General features: G+C 67.7%; 17 protein-coding genes and 3 tRNA genes. 12 read left to right on the top strand and 8 right to left on the bottom strand.

The window, feature by feature from the left end; genetic code table 11:
• Positions 1-43: 43 nt before the first annotated feature.
• The 4 genes from gltX to PWF70_RS16440 all read left to right on the top strand — a co-directional run bounded on the left by gltX (position 44) and on the right by PWF70_RS16440 (position 1,977).
• The gene (gltX, locus tag PWF70_RS16455) at positions 44-1,522 is read left to right on the top strand and encodes a glutamate--tRNA ligase (protein ID WP_042376375.1); all 1,479 of its coding nucleotides are present in this window, start codon (positions 44-46) and stop codon (positions 1,520-1,522) included.
• Between the two features lie 86 nt (positions 1,523-1,608).
• Positions 1,609-1,680, top strand: a tRNA-Gln gene (locus tag PWF70_RS16450).
• Positions 1,681-1,729: 49 nt separating this feature from the next.
• Positions 1,730-1,802: transfer RNA gene (locus tag PWF70_RS16445), tRNA-Glu, on the top strand.
• A gap of 102 nt (positions 1,803-1,904) precedes the next feature.
• A tRNA-Glu gene (locus tag PWF70_RS16440) sits at positions 1,905-1,977 on the top strand.
• A gap of 121 nt (positions 1,978-2,098) precedes the next feature.
• Here the strand turns inward: PWF70_RS16440 and PWF70_RS16435 are convergent.
• Both PWF70_RS16435 and PWF70_RS16430 read right to left on the bottom strand, forming a co-directional pair.
• On the bottom strand, positions 2,099-2,596 hold the full coding sequence (locus tag PWF70_RS16435) for a PPOX class F420-dependent oxidoreductase (RefSeq protein WP_042376374.1): 498 nt from the start codon (positions 2,594-2,596) through the stop codon (positions 2,099-2,101).
• 67 nt (positions 2,597-2,663) lie between these two features.
• Positions 2,664-3,398: an IclR family transcriptional regulator gene (locus PWF70_RS16430; protein WP_042376373.1), complete on the bottom strand. Its 735-nt coding sequence runs from the start codon at positions 3,396-3,398 to the stop codon at positions 2,664-2,666.
• Positions 3,399-3,493: 95 nt separating this feature from the next.
• Here PWF70_RS16430 and leuC point away from each other — a divergent pair, with 95 nt between their 5' ends.
• The 3 genes from leuC to PWF70_RS16415 all read left to right on the top strand — a co-directional run bounded on the left by leuC (position 3,494) and on the right by PWF70_RS16415 (position 6,381).
• Positions 3,494-4,930: a 3-isopropylmalate dehydratase large subunit gene (gene leuC / locus PWF70_RS16425; RefSeq protein WP_006359373.1), complete on the top strand. Its 1,437-nt coding sequence runs from the start codon at positions 3,494-3,496 to the stop codon at positions 4,928-4,930.
• Positions 4,931-4,980: 50 nt separating this feature from the next.
• The gene (gene leuD / locus PWF70_RS16420) at positions 4,981-5,574 is read left to right on the top strand and encodes a 3-isopropylmalate dehydratase small subunit (RefSeq protein ID WP_006359372.1); all 594 of its coding nucleotides are present in this window, start codon (positions 4,981-4,983) and stop codon (positions 5,572-5,574) included.
• 183 nt (positions 5,575-5,757) lie between these two features.
• Positions 5,758-6,381, top strand: coding sequence for an HU family DNA-binding protein (locus PWF70_RS16415; RefSeq protein ID WP_042376372.1), 624 nt, complete (start codon positions 5,758-5,760; stop codon positions 6,379-6,381).
• 80 nt (positions 6,382-6,461) lie between these two features.
• On the opposite strand, the gene PWF70_RS16410 is transcribed toward PWF70_RS16415, so the two are convergent.
• From PWF70_RS16410 to cofC, 3 genes are all read right to left on the bottom strand, one after another.
• A complete protein-coding gene (locus PWF70_RS16410; RefSeq protein ID WP_042376371.1) occupies positions 6,462-7,382 on the bottom strand; it encodes an NUDIX hydrolase in 921 nt (306 codons plus the stop codon).
• A gap of 39 nt (positions 7,383-7,421) precedes the next feature.
• Positions 7,422-9,617 (bottom strand): RNA degradosome polyphosphate kinase, encoded by a 2,196-nt coding sequence (locus PWF70_RS16405; protein ID WP_006359369.1) that lies wholly within the window; start codon positions 9,615-9,617, stop codon positions 7,422-7,424.
• Between the two features lie 136 nt (positions 9,618-9,753).
• Positions 9,754-10,503 carry a 2-phospho-L-lactate guanylyltransferase gene (gene cofC / locus PWF70_RS16400; RefSeq protein ID WP_042376399.1) on the bottom strand — a complete coding sequence of 250 codons (750 nt, stop codon included), beginning with the start codon at positions 10,501-10,503 and terminating at the stop codon, positions 9,754-9,756.
• A gap of 125 nt (positions 10,504-10,628) precedes the next feature.
• On the opposite strand from cofC, the gene PWF70_RS16395 reads away from it, so the two are divergent.
• Complete coding sequence (locus PWF70_RS16395) at positions 10,629-11,636, top strand: NAD(P)H-dependent glycerol-3-phosphate dehydrogenase (RefSeq protein ID WP_042376370.1); 1,008 nt, start codon at positions 10,629-10,631, stop codon at positions 11,634-11,636.
• Between the two features lie 36 nt (positions 11,637-11,672).
• On the opposite strand, the gene PWF70_RS16390 is transcribed toward PWF70_RS16395, so the two are convergent.
• Both PWF70_RS16390 and PWF70_RS16385 read right to left on the bottom strand, forming a co-directional pair.
• Positions 11,673-12,323 carry a DUF3515 domain-containing protein gene (locus tag PWF70_RS16390; protein ID WP_042376369.1) on the bottom strand — a complete coding sequence of 217 codons (651 nt, stop codon included), beginning with the start codon at positions 12,321-12,323 and terminating at the stop codon, positions 11,673-11,675.
• Between the two features lie 9 nt (positions 12,324-12,332).
• Positions 12,333-12,626 (bottom strand): Lrp/AsnC ligand binding domain-containing protein, encoded by a 294-nt coding sequence (locus PWF70_RS16385; protein ID WP_042376367.1) that lies wholly within the window; start codon positions 12,624-12,626, stop codon positions 12,333-12,335.
• A gap of 215 nt (positions 12,627-12,841) precedes the next feature.
• Here PWF70_RS16385 and PWF70_RS16380 point away from each other — a divergent pair, with 215 nt between their 5' ends.
• Genes PWF70_RS16380 through PWF70_RS16365 form a run of 4 tightly spaced genes read left to right on the top strand, consistent with a single transcriptional unit; the run spans position 12,842 to position 16,607 of the window.
• On the top strand, positions 12,842-13,891 hold the full coding sequence (locus PWF70_RS16380; protein WP_414625827.1) for a thiamine-phosphate kinase: 1,050 nt from the start codon (positions 12,842-12,844) through the stop codon (positions 13,889-13,891).
• A 58-nt stretch (positions 13,892-13,949) separates the two neighbouring features.
• Positions 13,950-15,311: a type I glutamate--ammonia ligase gene (locus PWF70_RS16375; protein ID WP_042376395.1), complete on the top strand. Its 1,362-nt coding sequence runs from the start codon at positions 13,950-13,952 to the stop codon at positions 15,309-15,311.
• A gap of 50 nt (positions 15,312-15,361) precedes the next feature.
• On the top strand, positions 15,362-15,883 hold the full coding sequence (locus PWF70_RS16370; RefSeq protein ID WP_006359362.1) for a gamma carbonic anhydrase family protein: 522 nt from the start codon (positions 15,362-15,364) through the stop codon (positions 15,881-15,883).
• A 40-nt stretch (positions 15,884-15,923) separates the two neighbouring features.
• Positions 15,924-16,607 (top strand): uracil-DNA glycosylase, encoded by a 684-nt coding sequence (locus PWF70_RS16365; protein WP_006359361.1) that lies wholly within the window; start codon positions 15,924-15,926, stop codon positions 16,605-16,607.
• Between the two features lie 22 nt (positions 16,608-16,629).
• On the opposite strand, the gene PWF70_RS16360 is transcribed toward PWF70_RS16365, so the two are convergent.
• On the bottom strand, positions 16,630-17,457 hold the full coding sequence (locus PWF70_RS16360) for an enoyl-CoA hydratase/isomerase family protein (RefSeq protein WP_006359360.1): 828 nt from the start codon (positions 17,455-17,457) through the stop codon (positions 16,630-16,632).
• Positions 17,458-17,517 lie beyond the last annotated feature (60 nt).

Here is a 17,517-nt window from a genome sequence, read left to right as displayed (position 1 = left end):
CGCGCCGGTCAGCGCCTGAGGCGGTTTCGATACCCTGAGGGTCATGACCAGTAGTGAAGCCGTACGAGTCCGATTCTGTCCGTCCCCGACCGGTACACCCCATGTGGGACTCGTGCGGACCGCGCTGTTCAACTTCGCCCAGGCGCGTCACGACGGCGGAACCTTCGTGTTCCGCATCGAGGACACCGACGCCTCGCGCGACAGCGAGGAGTCGTACCAGGCGATCCTCGACGCGCTGCGCTGGCTCGGGATGGACTGGGACGAGGGGCCCGAGGTCGGCGGCCCCTACGGTCCCTACCGTCAGTCGGAGCGTCGTGACATCCATGCCGACGTCGTCGCACGCCTGCTCGAGGCGGGGGAGGCCTACGAGGCCTTCTCCACCCCCGAGGAGGTCGAGGCGCGGCACAAGGCGGCCGGTCGCGACCCCAAGCTCGGCTACGACAACTTCGACCGCGACCTCACCGACGAGCAGCGGGAGGCCTACCGCGCCGAGGGTCGCAAACCGGTTGTGCGCCTGCGCATGCCGGACATCGACCTCTCCTGGGACGACCTGGTCCGCGGTACGACGACGATCAAGGCCGGCACCGTTCCGGACTTCGCGCTGACCCGCGCATCGGGGGATCCGCTGTACACGTTGGTCAACCCGGTCGACGACGCCATGATGAAGATCACCCACGTTCTGCGCGGTGAGGATCTTCTCTCCTCGACGCCGCGTCAGCTCGCGCTGTACGAGGCGCTCATCCGTATCGGTGTCGCCGACTTCGTGCCGAAGTTCGCCCATCTCCCGTTCGTGATGGGCGAGGGCAACAAGAAGCTGTCCAAGCGCGACCCCCAGTCGAACCTCTTCCATCACCGCGACCGCGGATTCATCCCCGAGGGGCTGCTCAACTACCTGGCCTTGCTCGGGTGGGGTTTCTCCAGCGACAACGACGTCTTCTCGCTCGACGAGATGATCGCGGCTTTCGATGTGCGACAGGTCAATTCGAATCCGGCGCGCTTCGACCAGAAGAAGGCCGACGCGATCAACGCCGAACACATCCGCCGGCTCGAACTCGGTGACTTCACCGCGCGCCTCAAGGAGTTCCTGATCGGTCACGGCCACCTGTCGGAACCGGTCGACGATGTGAGTTTCGCCGCACTCGCCGAGCTCGTCCAGACGCGCATCCAGGTCCTCGGCGACGCCTGGGACCTCATCAAGTTCGTCTACGTCTCCGACGACGACTTCACCATCGACGAGAAGGCCGCGAGCAAGAACCTGGGCGCCGATGCGGTGGCCGTTCTCGATGCCACGATCGCCGCTGTCGAGCCGCTGGCGTCCTGGACCACCCCGGAGCTGCAGGACGCGCTCAACGCGGCTCTGGTGGACGGTATGGAGCTCAAACCGCGCAAGGCGTTCGGTCCGGTGCGTGTCGCCGTCACCGGTTCGCAGGTGAGTCCGCCGCTCTTCGAGTCGATGGAGATCCTGGGTCGCGACAAGACCCTCGCGCGTCTCGCCGCAGCCCGGGAGATCGCCGGGAAATAGCCCTCTGAACTGCGCGTTTGTGGACTTCCGGTAACCCTTTGCTATTGTCTTCCTCGGCACTTTTCCTCAGGGAAAAGGGAAGTCCATGGGGTATGGTGTAATTGGCAACACAGCTGATTCTGGTTCAGCCATTCTAGGTTCGAGTCCTGGTACCCCAGCGAACTGAAGAAGATCGAGACCGCGAGGTCCGATCGCTGGAAGTTCCTTGGCCCCGTCGTCTAGCGGCCTAGGACGCCGCCCTCTCAAGGCGGTAGCGCGGGTTCGAATCCCGTCGGGGCTACAGAAGCTCCCTCTTCCTGCTCAGGCAGGAGGGGGGAGTTTTTCACTGCAAGGTGAGTGCGGCCGGACCCATGCTAGGGTCTGGTTCGCCGGAAAGTTCCAGGGCCCCGTCGTCTAGCGGCCTAGGACGCCGCCCTCTCAAGGCGGTAGCGCGGGTTCGAATCCCGTCGGGGCTACAGATGCACCCTCCCTCTGTCCAGCAGGGGGAGGGTGCTTTTCTCTGTGCGACAGAGCAACTCGCCCGTATCGCGATGTGATGATCGCGAGACGGGCGAGTCCGTGAGTGCGGGGATTGGGTTACAGGTACTGCGCGGTGCTTCCCGACGCCGGCATCTCCGGGATGCCGAGCTTGCGGTGATCCCACGAGCGGACGCGCGAGGGCACCAGGCGGACGGCCACGCGCTTGCGCATCATCTGCTCGACGAAGGGACGCGACTCCTCGGTGTAAGGGGCCGTGTAGCGCTCCCAGACGCTGATCCCTGTCTTCAGGCAGGAGTCCGGGTCGTCGAGGATCTCGGCGGTTCCCTCGAAGCTGACGCCGCGCAACGTGTCGTAGGTGTCGCCATCCTCGATCATCACCGTGCACCGGTTGTTGCGGCGGAGGTTGACCGCCTTCTGCGACTTGGACTTCGTCTCGAACCAGATCTCGCCGTCGATGACGCCGTACCACATGGCGACGAGGTGGATGCCGCCGTCGGGGCCCGTGGTTGCGAGGGTGGCCGTGCGGCTGCGCGCGACGAAGTCCTCGATCTCGGCGTCGGACATGACGATCTGGTTGCGTTGGTTGACTCCCATGTGACGAAGCTATCCGACGGACCCGTCGCACGGAACGGTCACTATCGGGAGCGGCCGTGAAGGTGACTCAGGCGCGAGAGGTCTGCAGGCGCTTGTGGATCGCGTCTGCGGCGGCGAGGAGATCGGCGGCCCACCGGGCGCCGGGCCGTCGGCCCATGCGGTCGATCGGGCCGGACACCGAGATCGCCGCGACGACGTCGCCGTTGCCGTCGCGCACGGGCGCCGAGACGCTCGCCACGCCCGCGGCACGTTCGCCGGCACTCTGGGCCCAGCCGCGGCGCCGGATCTCGTGCAGTGTCCGTTCACCGAAGACGCTGTCGTGCAGCAGTGCGCGCTGCGTCGCGGGGTCGGCCCAGGCGAGCAGGACCTTGGCCGCGGAGCCGGCGGTCATCGGGAAGCGCGTTCCGACGGGCACGGTGTCGCGGAGTCCGGTCGGCGGTTCCATCGCCGCCACGCACACGCGCTCGGCGCCTTCGCGGCGATAGACCTGTACCGATTCGCCGGTGATGTCGCGGAGCCGGGGAAGGACCATCAGGGCCGACTCGGTCACGGGATCGTGGGCGGATGCGGCGAGTTCGCCGAGGGCCGGCCCCGGCTGCCAGCGGCCGGTGATGTCGCGGGTGAGGAAGCGGTGGGTCTCGAGACCCACCGCCAGACGGTGGGCCGTGGCGCGCGGGAGCCCGGTCCGCTCGCACAACTCCGAGAGGTTGCACGGGGCCTCCGCGATGGCATGGAGCACAGCCACGGATTTGTCGAGTACGCCGATTCCGCTGCTGACTCCGGATGCGCTATCCTTTCCCATAGGACGATACTAGCTGTCCAAATAGTGAGATGCACGTTTCATCGCGAGATGGGCGTGCACCGTCCGCCGAACCCGAGAAGATATCGAGTGCAGCCATGAGCAACAGCCCAGCCCAGCCGCTTACTCTTGCCGAGAAGGTCTGGCGCGACCACGTTGTCGTGCCCGGTGAAGCAGATGCGTCCGGAACCAGGAACCCGGACTTGATCTACATCGACCTCCATCTCGTGCACGAGGTCACCAGTCCGCAGGCCTTCGACGGCCTCCGGTTGGCGGGACGTCCCGTGCGGCGTCTCGACCTGACGATCGCGACCGAGGACCACAACGTCCCGACGATCGACATCGACAAGCCGATCGCCGACCCGGTGTCGCGCACCCAGGTCGACACCCTCCGCAAGAACTGCGAGGAGTTCGGTGTCCGGCTCCACCCGATGGGTGATGTCGAGCAGGGCATCGTGCATGTCGTCGGCCCGCAGCTGGGTCTGACGCAGCCCGGCATGACCGTGGTGTGCGGTGACAGCCACACGGCCACCCACGGCGCCTTCGGATCGATCGCGATGGGTATCGGCACCAGTGAGGTGGAGCACGTCCTCGCCACGCAGACGCTTTCGCTGCGTCCGTTCAAGACGATGGCGATCAACGTCGACGGCGAGCTGCCGCCCGGCGTCACGGCCAAGGACCTCATCCTGGCGATCATCGCCAGGATCGGCACCGGCGGTGGGCAGGGATACGTCCTCGAGTACCGCGGCGAGGCGATCCGCAAGCTGTCGATGGAAGCCCGGATGACCGTGTGCAACATGTCGATCGAGGCCGGCGCCCGCGCCGGGATGATCGCTCCCGACGAGGTCACCTACGAGTTCCTCAAGGGGCGTCCGCACGCCCCGAAGGGTGCCGAATGGGATGCGGCTGTTGCCTACTGGGACAGCCTGCGCACCGACGACGACGCCGTCTTCGACGCCGAGGTCCACATCGACGCCACCGAGCTGACCCCGTTCGTCACCTGGGGAACCAACCCGGGCCAGGGCGCCCCGCTGGGATCGACCGTTCCGAACCCCGCAGAGTTCGGTGACGAGGTCGCGTCGAGCGCCGCTGCGAAGGCCCTCGAGTACATGGACCTGAAACCCGGTACGCCGTTGCGTGACATCAAGGTCGACACCGTCTTCGTCGGATCGTGCACCAACGGTCGCATCGAGGATCTGCGCGCGGTCGCCGACGTGCTCAAGGGGCGCAAGCTCGCCGACGGCATGCGGATGCTCATCGTGCCCGGCTCGATGCGGGTCCGCGCCCAGGCCGAGGAAGAGGGTCTCGGGGAGATCTTCCTGAACGCCGGCGCCGAGTGGCGTCAGGCCGGTTGCTCGATGTGTCTGGGAATGAACCCGGATCAGCTCGCGCCCGGCGAGCGTTGCGCGTCGACGTCGAACCGCAATTTCGAAGGGCGGCAGGGCAAGGGCGGACGGACCCACCTGGTGTCCCCGGCTGTCGCGGCCGCGACCGCGATCCGCGGAACGCTGTCCGCTCCGGCCGATCTCGGTTGAGTAACCCCCAGACCACATTCCAGACAACTTCCGAACAGGGGCTTTGAAAAATGCAGCCGTTCACCGAACACACGGGCATTGGCGTCCCGCTGCGCCGCAGCAACGTCGACACCGACCAGATCATCCCGGCCGAGTACCTGAAGCGCGTGACCCGCACGGGCTTTGAGGACGGTTTGTTCGCCGGGTGGCGCACCGATCCGGACTTCATCCTCAACAACGAGCCGTGGAGCAACGGCTCGGTGCTCGTCGCCGGTCCGGACTTCGGCACCGGTTCCTCGCGCGAGCACGCGGTGTGGGCGCTGTCCGATTTCGGGTTCCGCGTGGTGATCTCGTCTCGTTTCGCCGACATCTTCCGCGGGAACGCCGGTAAGGCCGGGCTCGTCGCTGCCCAGGTGGAGCAGTCCGACGTCGAATTGCTGTGGAAGCGACTCGAAGAGAGTCCCGGGATGGAAATCACGGTGAGCCTTGTCGATAAGACCGTCACCGCCGGAGACCTCGTGGTGCCGTTGGCAATTGATGACTACACGCGGTGGCGCCTGATGGAGGGTCTCGACGACATCGGATTGACGTTGCGCCAGGTAGACGCGATTTCCGAGTACGAATCGAAGCGCCCGTCGTTCAAACCGAGGACTCTCGCGGACTGACCGGAGACCCTTGTCGGCCGCGCGAACGGCCGGGTCCCGCCGAAGCGGAGACCTTGTGAGCTGACATGCGATTTCGCAACACGGCGTCTTAATTGGCGTGGAAGATGGACGTTTTCAAATTCGACGTTTACCGTGTGTTGGTAGCTGGCCGAAAATCGGTCAGATCAGCTTGCGGAGGTACTCATGAACAAGGCGGAGCTCATCGATGAGCTGACCAAGAAGCTCGACGCGGATCGCAAGACTGCGACTGAAGCCGTCGAGCTCGTCGTCGACACGATCGTTCGCGCGGTCCACAAGGGCGAGAGCGTGACGATCACCGGCTTCGGTGTTTTCGAGAAGCGGAAGCGCGCGCCGCGCGTGGCTCGCAACCCGCGCACGGGCGAGACCGTGAAGGTCCGTGCTACTTCGGTTCCCGCGTTCCGTCCGGGCGCTCAGTTCAAGGCCGTCGTGGCCGGCAAGCAGAAGCTTGCCGCCAGCGGTCCGGCTGTGAAGCGCGGCAGCGGCACCACCACCACGGCGGCCAAGAAGGCGGCCCCGGCGAAGAAGACCGCGGCAAAGAAGGCTCCGGCCAAGAAGACCGCGGCCAAGAAGGCTCCGGCCAAGACCACGGCAGCGAAGAAGACCACCGCGGCCAAGAAGGCTGCGCCGGCGAAGAAGACGACCGCAGCAAAGAAGACGACGACCGCGGCGAAGAAGACCACCGCGGCCAAGAAGGCTGCACCGGCGAAGAAGACCGCGGCAAAGAAGGCTCCGGCCAAGAAGACTGCGGCCAAGAAGGCTCCGGCCAAGAAGTCGACGCGTCGCTGAAAACCGGCCCGGTAGGGCAAACCTCTCAGATCAACCCCTGGTGACTTCCCCGCCAGGGGTTGATCTGTGTCCGGGGGTGCTCAGCCCTGGGGCAGCGGACTCGCAATGTGATCGGCCGCCACGAGCCGGCCGTCGAGAAGAGAGCAGACCCATACGCTGCCCTTGCGGTTCGACGCCTTAGGCAGCGTGATCCCGTCCTGCTCGGCCCACCATTCCATGAGCGGCGGGATCACCTTGCCCTGGCTGCACACCGCCAGGGTGTCCGGCATCTCGGACGCCAGCTCCCGGATCCGGCGTTGTGCCGCCGCCGGATCCGCGCGGTAGACCTCTTCGGAGAGATCCGGCTCGCTCCGCGCCTCGACCTCGAGGCGGTCCTGCAGCGGTTCGAGCGTCTGCTCGCAGCGCACCCGATCCGCGGCGTGAACCCGACGGGCGCCGAAGGCCAGCAGAAGGGGGACGAGCGCCGCCGACTGCGTACGTCCGACGGCGTCGAGCGGGCGGAGGCGGTCGTCGCCCTTGTACTGAGAGCGCCGACCGGCCTTGGCGTGGCGCACCAACAACAGGGTGTGCAGATCGGCCGGCAGCCGCGTGAACTCGCTCAGGATCTCGCGATCCAACTCGTGGCTCAGTGTCTCGCGCGCCTTCTCGACCGTGAGCCAGCGCAATTCGTCGACCTCGTCGTCCGGGGTGAACGCAGCGTCGCCGCCGCGCGCCGACCAGTAGCGCACGTGTTTGCGACCTGCCTCGACGTCGTAGTGGACATCGCCCAGGTGCCGTCCGAGGACGACGTGTTGTCCGGTCTCCTCGGCGATCTCGCGAACCGCGGTGTCGACGAGGGTCTCGCCTGATTCACCCTTGCCCTTCGGGATCGTCCAGTCGTCGTAGCGCGGCCGGTGGACGACGGCGATCTCCACGTCCTCCGTCGCCGTCGAGCCCGATGTCCCCGGACGCCAGACCACGGCGCCCGCGGCCCACACATCCTTCGGCGGGTTCTTACTCATCGGTGATCACCGTCGGGACGGGGCGCCGAGATCGGCCGGTCACGAAATGGTCTCCGGCCGACGACGATTGCGGCGCATCATCTGCCGCTGGTGATCGCGGACCTCTTCGCCGGCGGCGGGTGAGGCGACCCAGCTACCGTCGGTCTGCAGGACCCAGCAACGGGTGCGGGGGTCGAGGGCCGAGTCGAAGATGTCGCCGAGCTCGCCGGCAAGACGCTTGTCGCGTACGTTCACCATCACCTCGACGCGGCGGTCGAGATTGCGGTGCATCATGTCGGCGCTGCCGATCCAATACTCGTTCTGGGCACCGAAATGCAGGATTCGCGAGTGCTCGAGGAACTGACCGAGGATGGACCGGACGTTGATGTTGTCGCTGACACCTTCCATCCCCGGGCGCAGTGCGCTGATGCCGCGGACCACCACGTCGACCGGAACCCCGTTCTGGGACGCGCGATACAGCGCGTCGATCACCTGCTCGTCGACCAGCGCGTTGGCCTTCAGCTGCACGCGGGCACGGTCGTCGCCCGCGCGGAACAGTTCGATCTCGCGGTGGATTCGCTCGATGATGCCCGCCCGGATGCCCTGCGGGGCAACGAGGATGTTCCGGTACTCCTTCTTGCGTGAGTATCCGGTCAGCGTGTTGAACAGGTCGGTCAGGTCCGCGCCGATGTCGGGGGCGGCCGTCAGCAGGCCCACGTCCTCGTACAACCGCGCGGTCTTCGGGTTGTAGTTGCCGGTGCCGATGTGGCAGTAGCGCTTGATCGTCGAGCCCTCGCGCCGCACCACGAGACACGTCTTGCAGTGCGTCTTGAGTCCCACGAGTCCGTAGACGACGTGCACTCCCGCCTGCTCGAGTTGCCGGGCCCACTTGATGTTGGCCTGCTCGTCGAAGCGGGCCTTGATCTCCACCAGCGCCACGACCTGCTTGCCTGCCTCGGCGGCGTCGATGAGCGCGTTGACGATCGGGGAGTCACCCGAGGTGCGGTACAGCGTCTGCTTGATCGCGAGGACCTGAGGGTCGGCCGCGGCCTGTTCGATGAAGCGCTGCACGCTCGTCGAGAACGAATCGTAAGGGTGGTGCACGAGGACATCACCCTCGCGCAGCGTGGAGAAGACGCTCTTGGGCGTCTCCCGTTCGCCGAACGCCGGATGCGTGCCCGGCACGAACGGGCGGTCCTTCAGATGCGGCCGATCGAGGTCGTAGAGCTCGAAAAGCGAAGACAGATCGAGCAGACCGGGCACCTGGATGACGTCGGCCGGGTTCACGTCGAGTTCGCGCAACAACAGTTCGAGCATGTGCTCGCTCATGTCGTCGGCCACCTCGAGTCGGACCGGCGAGCCGAACCGGCGTCGGGCGAGTTCCCGCTCGAGCGCCTGCAGGAGATCCTCGTCGCGATCTTCCTCTACCTCGAAGTCGGCGTTGCGGGTGATCCGGAAGGCGTGATGCTCAACGACTTCCATGCCCGGGAACAGGTTGCCCAGGTTGGCGGCGATGAGGTGCTCCATGGGGAGGTACACCGCCTGTTTGGGGCGCCCGTCGTCGGCGCCGCGGTACGGCACCAGCTGATCGACCCGGATGAAGCGGTTCACATTGTCGGGGACCTTCACTCGCGCGAAATGCTCGCCGCTCTCGTTGATGTCTTTGACGGTCACCGCGAGGTTCAGCGACAGGCCGCTGATGTACGGGAACGGGTGAGCCGGGTCGACGGCCAGCGGCGTCAGGACGGGGAAGACCTCGTCCTGGAAGTAGTCGACCATGCGGGCGCGTTGTTCGTCGGTCAACTGCGACCAGGAGACGACATAGATGTCGTTGGCGGCCAACGCCGGCCGGACCGAGTCGAGGAAGACGCGGGCATGGCGGTCGGCGATGCTCTGCGTGCGGCCGGCGATGCGCATCAGCTGTTCGCGCGGGGACAACCCGTCGGCGGACCGGACCGACAGACCCGTCTCGTCGCGACGCTTCAGGCCGGCGACCCGGACCATGAAGAACTCGTCGAGGTTGGAGGCGAAGATGGCGAGGAACTTCGCCCGTTCGAGGAGCGGCAGCGAGGTGTCCTCAGCGAGGGCCAGGACACGGGAGTTGAAGTCGAGCCAACTCAATTCGCGGTTCAGGTACCGGTCCTCGGGCAGGTCCGCGGACTCGTCGGGGACGAGGGTTGCGGCCGGCGGTGCGTTGGGGATCGGCGTGGTCGTGACCGTTGCGGTGGTCGTTGAGGTGTCGTCGGCAGGGCTCACCCGTCAATCATGGCCCAAACTCTCCGCGCTTGGGATGGGTCGGAGGCCGGAACCTCACCGCCGGCGGCACGATGTCCGAATCGGCACGGTGCGACAGGCGAAGTCGCGCACTCTCAGACGTGACGCGGATCGACCGTCACAGACGACGCAGAGCGTCGGCGGTGTGGGGGCCGAGGCCGAGTGCGCGTGCGGCGTCGAGATCGGTTGCGGTGTCGACGTCCGTACGCAGATCGGTCCACCGCGCGTGCGCGGGGTCGAGTTCGACGGCGCCGGCGGCTCGGTGCGCAGCCGCTGATCCCGGGCCGAAACGCGGTGCGTCGTCGAGCGCACCGCGGTCGTCGGCGGTGAAGGTGCCGTGCAGCAGAACGGTGCCGGTCCCGTCGCGGTCGGTGAGGAAGCTGAGTCGGTGTGCCGGCGCCTCCTGCAGAACCTCGCGCATCGAGTCGCTGGTGGCAGCGGGCAGATCGGCCTGGACGAACACGACCCGCGTCGAATCCGGCCACGTCTCCCGCGCCCACCGTGCACCGTGACCGAAGGCGACGTTGAGTCCCGGGCCTGTGGTCGGGGAGACCACCTCGGGCAGCCCATGGGTACCGGCGCGCTGCGCGGCGGCGAGCACGTCGTCGTCGGGACTGACGACCACCACCCTCGAGACGCCGGCACCGCGCAGCGCCTCGACGGTGTCGAGGAACATCGCCAGGACCAGCCAGCCGCGGGTCGTCGGATCGTCGTGGCCGAAGGCCGACGCCAGGGTGGCCGCCAGCCTCGACTTCGCGCGATGCAGATTCTTGACCGCCAGCACGGCCGCGACCGTCGCCCCGCCGTCCGCGGGGCTCCCCGAGGCGGCGCTGAGGTCGACGCTCATGTCGACGGCGCTGTGGTCCATGCTGACCATCATGGTCCACCACGGGACCGTGGGTGACATTCCGGGTCGGTCAGAAGTGGACTGGCATTAGGGTGGGCAGGTAGTCGTTCGGTCCGGTGAAACGGACACGGGGCAGGAGGAGTGCGGTGCGCGCGGCGGTCATGGGTGCTGGTTCCTGGGGTACGGCGGTGGCGAAGGTTCTCGTCGACGCGGGGACCGAGACGGTCATCTGGGCTCGACGCCCGGAACTGGCCGATGCGATCAACTCCGAACACGTCAATCCGAACTATCTGTCGGACATCACGCTGCCCGGAGAACTCACTGCGACCAGCGACCCGGTGGCGGCCCTGAGCGGCGCCGACATCGTTGTCTGCGGGGTGCCGTCGCAGTCACTGCGGGAGAACCTCAAGCAGTGGACTCCGCACATCGGCTCCGATGCGTCGCTGGTGTCGCTCGCCAAAGGCATCGAGACCAGCACGCTGCTGCGGATGAGCGAGGTCATCGCCGAGGTCACCGGAGTGGCCGACGACCGGATCGCGGTGCTCACCGGACCCAACCTCGCGCACGAGGTCGCCGAAGGGCAGCCCGCGGCGACCGTGATCGCCTGCACCGACGAATCACGCGCGGTCACCCTGCAGAGTGCCTTCAGCACGCGCTACTTCCGCCCGTACACCAACACCGACGTCATCGGATGCGAGATCGGCGGCTCGGCGAAGAACGTGATCGCCCTCGCGTGCGGTATCGCCAGCGGCGTCGGATTCGGCCAGAACACACTCGCCACGATCATCACCCGCGGTCTCGCCGAGACCATCCGCCTGGGCGTTGCTGTCGGCGCAGAGATCGAGACCCTCGCCGGACTCGCGGGTGTGGGCGACCTGGTCGCGACCTGCTCGTCCCCGTTGTCGCGGAACCGGACTTTCGGTGCGCGGCTGGGCGAAGGGGCGACGATGGCCGAGGCACAGGCGGCCACCAACGGGCAGGTCGCGGAGGGCGTGAAGTCGTGTTCGTCGGTACGCGCGCTCGCCGAGAAGCATCAGGTCCCGATGCCGCTTACGGACGCGGTGCACAAGGTGTGCCACGACGGGCAGTCGGTCGCCGACGCCATCAACTCACTGCTCGGCCGCAGTGCCAAGCCGGAGATCTACCGGGACTGAACCCGGCGGAGCCGACCCGCGGAATCCGGCGGCAGGTCAGCCGAAGTCGAGTGGGCCGCGTTCGAGTGTCTGGTCGATGAAACCCGAGATGTCGGTGATCGGACCGTTCCCGGCATTCGACGGAACCCACAGCGCGACGTAGGGACGGTGGTCGACGCATACGTAGGCCTGGCCGGAGCCGTCGACGGTGTCGGTGATGAACCACTGCACACCGGCCTGGCCCGCGGCGTGGATCTCCTGGAGGTTGCTCGTCGGGGACAGTTCCGCCGGCCGGGTCACGCCGCAGCGGAGCGTCAGATCGTCGCCGGACCCCTCCGCGGGCCAGGTCGCGCGGTCCCCGGAGATCTCCTTGCTGCCGAATCCCTCGAACGTCTGCGGCACCGCCTCGAGCAGTCGCGTGCAGTCCGCTGATGCGCTGCCGTCCGCGGCATAGGACTCGACGGGGTTCACCGTGTCGGGTCGCAGCGCGGCGAACGCGATGAATCCCGCGATCACCATGATGGGGATGGCGACGAGGGTCGCGATGAGCGCAGGACTCAGCCGGGAGTCGGTGCCGTAGCGCTCGTCGGCGAGGGGGTCCTCGGTGGCTGCGGCGTCGTCACCACGGGCCGGGTCACCGGCGACCGGGTCGTCCGCCTTGTCGTCCACGGGATCCTGCGGGGTGTCATCCGAACCTGCTGACGTCACGCCACCACATTAGGAGCCGTGCAGGTCTGCGCCGACGCCGGGACCGGGGAACCGTGACCCGCGGGTGTTGCCGACCACCGAGCAGGTCAGGGTGCGGGTGATCCCGTCGACCTTCTGGATCTGAGGAACCACATTCTCGGTGAGTTGCGTGGCATCGGCGGCATCCACCCGGACGATCACGTCGTAGGGTCCGCTGACCTCTTCGGATGAGGCGACCCCCGAGATCTTGGCGATCGTCGCCGCCGCCAGGGCGGCTCTACCGACCTCGGTCTGGATCAGTATGTATGCCTGAACCACGGACATCCTCTCCGTTCGTGCCCCATCGCCGACACGGGCTGTCGAATCCGGCGGCAATGGGTGCTGCGCGGCGAACACCGTTCGCCGTGAGCCCAATACACTGTGGCACACATTGTCACCGACAAAGCCGCTCGCGCGCGACTCAAAGCGGACCCGACGAGAGAGAGACCCGACAAGTGACCCCCGACGAAGTCGGTAGCAACGGCCCCGACAACGTCGGTATCGACAGGTCCGACTCCGTCCGTATCGACAGGTCCGACTCCGTCGGTATCAACAGGTCCGACTCCGTCGGGGAGATCGGCGAGCGGGCGGTGATCGCCGCACTCACCGCAGCAGCGACCGCGGCCGGGCCCGTCGACGACATCGTGATCGGCTCGGGCGACGACGCGGCCGTCCTCGACATCGGCGGGTCGGCGGTCATCAGCACCGACACGGTGGTCGAGGGACGGCATTTCCGGTTCGACTGGTCGACGCCGCAGCAGATCGGGGCGCGGGCGGTGGTCCAGAGTTCGGCCGACGTCGCCGCGATGGGTGGTCGGACGACAGGGCTGGTGGTGTCCATCGCCTGCCCGGCTGCGACTCGAGTGGGCGTCATCCTCGACCTCAACGACGGTGTCGTCGGCGCCGCACATGCGCTGGGCGCACGAGTTCTCGGCGGGGACCTGGTGGCGGCGGAGCAGGTGGTCGTGAGCGTCACCGCGGTCGGGGCGCTCGAAGGTCGACGGCCGGTGTCGTTGGGCGGTGCCCGTCCTGGCGACGTACTCGCCGTGAGCGGTCCCCTGGGTGCGAGCGCCGCCGGGCTCGCGGTGCTGTCGACGCCCGGCGTCGACGATGCGCAGTGGACGGAAGTGGTTGCTCTGCATCGTGTTCCGATGCCTGATCTGAGTCAGGGTCCCGTCGCGGCCGCTGCCGGAGCGCATGCGATGACCGACATCTCCGACGGTCTCGTCGAAGAACTGATCACCATGTCGCGGGCCGCGCAGGTGGCGATGGCCGTCGAGGTCGCCGCGGTGCCGCGACGACCCGATCTGGCCCGCCTGGCAACGGAACTCGGAGCGGAAGTGGACGAATGGGTTCTGACGGGTGGCGAGGATCACCACCTGCTCGCGGCCTTCGACGCCGCGTCCGTGCCCGACGGTTGGACCGTGATCGGGTCGGTCCGCGAGGCCACGTCGACGACCCCGGAGGTGTGGGTCGACGGCCGGCGCGTCGGCGGACCCGACGGACCGGACCTGCACGGGTGGCAGTCGTTCGCCGAGCCGCGCGGATGATGTGCCGAATCCGTACGGTTCCGCCACCGGAACCGCCGCGCTCCACGACACTGTGGACATGGACTCGCGATCCGATTCCGCCGGCGACTCATCGTCGTCGATCCTCCTCGCGACCGTCGTCAACCCGGCCGGACTGACGCTGGCGAAGACGGTCACCCCGGAACGCGTCCCGGTGTTCGCGTCGGTGGGGCTCGGCGCCAGTCCGTCGTGGCATGCCTTCGCGATCGACCAGACCGGAATCGCGTTCAGTGACGAGGTCGGGGTGGTGGGGGACCAGCGCATCCGGATCGATCTCGGCGCGCGGGTGGAGGTGGACCCGACGCTGAGCTGGGCGCCCGGCGAGTTCTTCGGCCTCGCCGGGGATCCGGTGCCGCAGTGCGCCCGTGGCACCCTGCGTCGCGTCGTCGCGGAACTGGCGGATGCCGGCCTGCACGCCATGGTCGGCCACGAACTCGAGTTCGTTCTCCTGGCTGCGGACGGATCGCCGCTGCCGTCCGCTCCGTGGACCCCGTATGGCGCGGTCGGGCTGCTGGAGTACGAGGAGTTCGTGCGGGACGTCCTCGTCTCGTGTCGTGCCGCGGGTATCACGGTCGAACAGCTGCATCCGGAGCATGCGCGTTGGCAGTTCGAGGTTTCTCTGGGGCCGGCGGACCCCATCACCGCCGCCGACCGGCTGGTACTCACGCGGCTCATCATCGGTCGCCTTGCCCGCAAACACGGTCTGCGCGCCGGCTTTTCCCCGAAACCCTTCGTCGACGAAGCCGGATGCGGTGCTCATCAACATGTCTCGTTACACCGTGGAGATCGGCCCCTGTTCTCGGGCGGAACCGGCGTCGCCGGGATGACGCCAGACGGTGCCCACGCGGTCGCAGGCATCGTCGACGCGCTCCTCGAACTACAGGGTGTGCTGTGCGGATCGGTGGTGTCAGGCTTGCGCATGCTGCCCGGTCAGTGGGCCGGCGCGCACGTCTGTTGGGGCGTGGAGAACCGCGAAGCGGCGGTGCGCCTGGTCCGTGCGGACTCGGCAGACGCGAGTGCCGCTGATGCCCGGCGAGATACATCGGACGTCAGGGGACGGGGTGCCAACGTCGAGGTGAAGATCGCCGACCCGTCGGCGAACGTCTACTTCGCCACCGCCGCCATCCTGGGCGCGGCGGCGGCCGGAATCGAGTGGAAGGCCACCCTGCCGCCCGAGGTCGGCGTCGACCCGCGCACCCGTGCAGCCGGGGAACGAACACTGCTCTCCACCGACCAGAGCGAGGTCGTCGACCGGATGGACGTGTCGCCGCTGCTGCGCGGGATCCTGGGCGACCCGGCGGTCGATGCGCTCGTGGCGGTCCGCCGGTACGAGGTCACCCACATCCCCGATCACACCCCCGAAGCACTCACCGAACGGTTCCGGCTGGCCTGGAGCGTGTGACCGGCGCGGGCGGGCACGGACCGCTGTCCGTACGTGGCTAGAGTCTCCGTATGGCGATCTACGCACTCGACGACCGCGAGCCCGTTCTGGGCAACGACACCTATGTCCATCCCGATGCGGTGGTGATCGGAGCCGTCACTCTGGGTGACGGCGTCTCGGTATGGCCCGGCGCCGTCCTGCGCGGCGACTACGGCACCATCACCATCGGTGAGCGCAGCAACATCCAGGACGGCACGGTCATCCACTGCACCGTCTTCGAACCGACCGTGATCGGCGCCCGCTGCGTCGTCGGACACAACGCGCACATCGAGGGCGCGACCATCGGCGACGACTGCCTCATCGCCTCCGGCTCGGTGGTCCTCAACGGTTCGACGGTCGGCAACGGAGCGATCGTCGGAGCCGGCGCCGTCGTCCCGTTCAAGTTCGACGTGCCGCCGCGCCGCATGGCGCTCGGCGTGCCCGCCCGCCTGCGCGAGAACTACGAGGTCCCCGACGGACACACTGACCTCAACAGCGACATGTACTTCCAGAACGCCCAGTACTACCGCAAGTCGCTGCGGCGACTCGACTGACACGAATGACCGCACCGATGGGACCGATGGGGAGACCGGAGTGACCGCACCGACCAAACCGCTCGCCGAGATCATCGACCCCGGCTGGGCCGAGGCCCTCGCCCCGGTCGAGCCGATCATCACCGAGATGGGCCAGTTCCTGCGCAACGAGATCGCCGAGGGACGCCGCTATCTGCCCGCCGGGCAACACATCCTGCGGGCGTTCACCCGGCCGATCGACGACGTGCGCGTGCTCATCGTCGGGCAGGACCCGTACCCGACTCCGGGACATGCTGTCGGACTGAGCTTCTCCGTGGCCCCCGACGTACGTCCGATCCCGCGGTCGCTGGCCAACATCTACACCGAGTACTGCTCGGATCTCGGATATCCGATGCCGAGCAACGGTGACCTCACCCCGTGGGCGGACAACGGAGTGTTGTTGCTGAACCGCGTCCTGACGGTCGCGCCAGGGGAGCCCGCGTCTCATCGCAAGAAGGGCTGGGAGACGGTCACCGAATGCGCGATCAAGGCACTCGTCGACCGCGACGAACCGCTCGTCGCGATCCTGTGGGGCAAGGACGCCGCCTCGCTGCAGGAGTGGTTGCCGGACGTCCCGACCATCGTCTCCGCACACCCGTCACCGCTGTCCGCATCGCGCGGCTTCTTCGGGTCGCGCCCGTTCAGCCGGGCCAACGAAGAACTCGCCGACCTCGGCGCCGACCCGGTGGACTGGCGACTGCCCTGATCTGCGCTCCCAGCGATGAGAGTCAGCGACTCTTGCCGAACTCCGGCGCGCGCTTGCCCACGAACGCGTCGACCCCTTCGATGCCTTCGGCCAGCCCCGACCGCTCGGAGATGGAGCGACCCTCGAGGGCGAGCTGCTCGATGAGCGAGTTCTCCGACGAGACCGAGAGCAGGTGCTTGGTGCCGGAGTCGGCGGAGCGCGGCCCGGCGGCGATCTTCTCGGCGTTGGCGCGCGCCACGGCCTCGACGTCCTCGTCGGCGACGACCTCGGAGAAGATGCCCCAGTTCAGCGCGTCGTCGGCGGAAAGAACCCGGTCGGTGAGGATGATCTGGCGGGCCCGGGCCGCGCCGACCGCACGAGGGAGGGTCCAGGTGAGTCCGCCGTCGGGGGTGAGGCCGATGCCGCGGTACGCGGGACGCAGCTTGGACGAGGTGCCGCCGATCGCGACGTCGGCGTGCAGGACCAGCGACATGCCGGCTCCGGCCGACCAGCCCTTCGCGGCGGCGACGACCGGGATATCGGCCTCGTACAGGGCCGTCACGAAGGCATGGAAGTTGTCGGCGATCAGGCGCAGGTAGGTGGGGCGATCGTCGGCGGCGGCGAAAGCGCGCACGTTGCCGCCTGCACAGAAGTTCTTGCCCGGACCGACGAGCAGCACCGCGCCCACGTCACGACGGCCACGTGCCACCTCGCGCAGCGCCTGGGTGCCGGCGGCGATCCCGCCGTCGTCGAGGGAGTTGCCCGCGCCCGCAGCCGATACCGCGATCGTCAGGACGCCGTTGGCCTCACTGACGAGAGCCGGGGCGTCGGGCTGGGTGGTGTCGGTGGCAGGGGATTGCGTGGAGGTCATGCGCGAAACATTATCCCGCGCACACCAAAGACCCGACGCCGGGGAGCTTGCGCTCGGTGG

Origin of the sequence: Gordonia sp. Swx-4 (genome assembly GCF_030316175.1) — a bacterium.
Taxonomy (GTDB): Bacteria; Actinomycetota; Actinomycetes; order Mycobacteriales; family Mycobacteriaceae; genus Gordonia; species Gordonia alkanivorans.
Note: the sequence above shows the minus strand (reverse complement) of the source record. Positions and strands in the feature narration are given on the sequence as shown.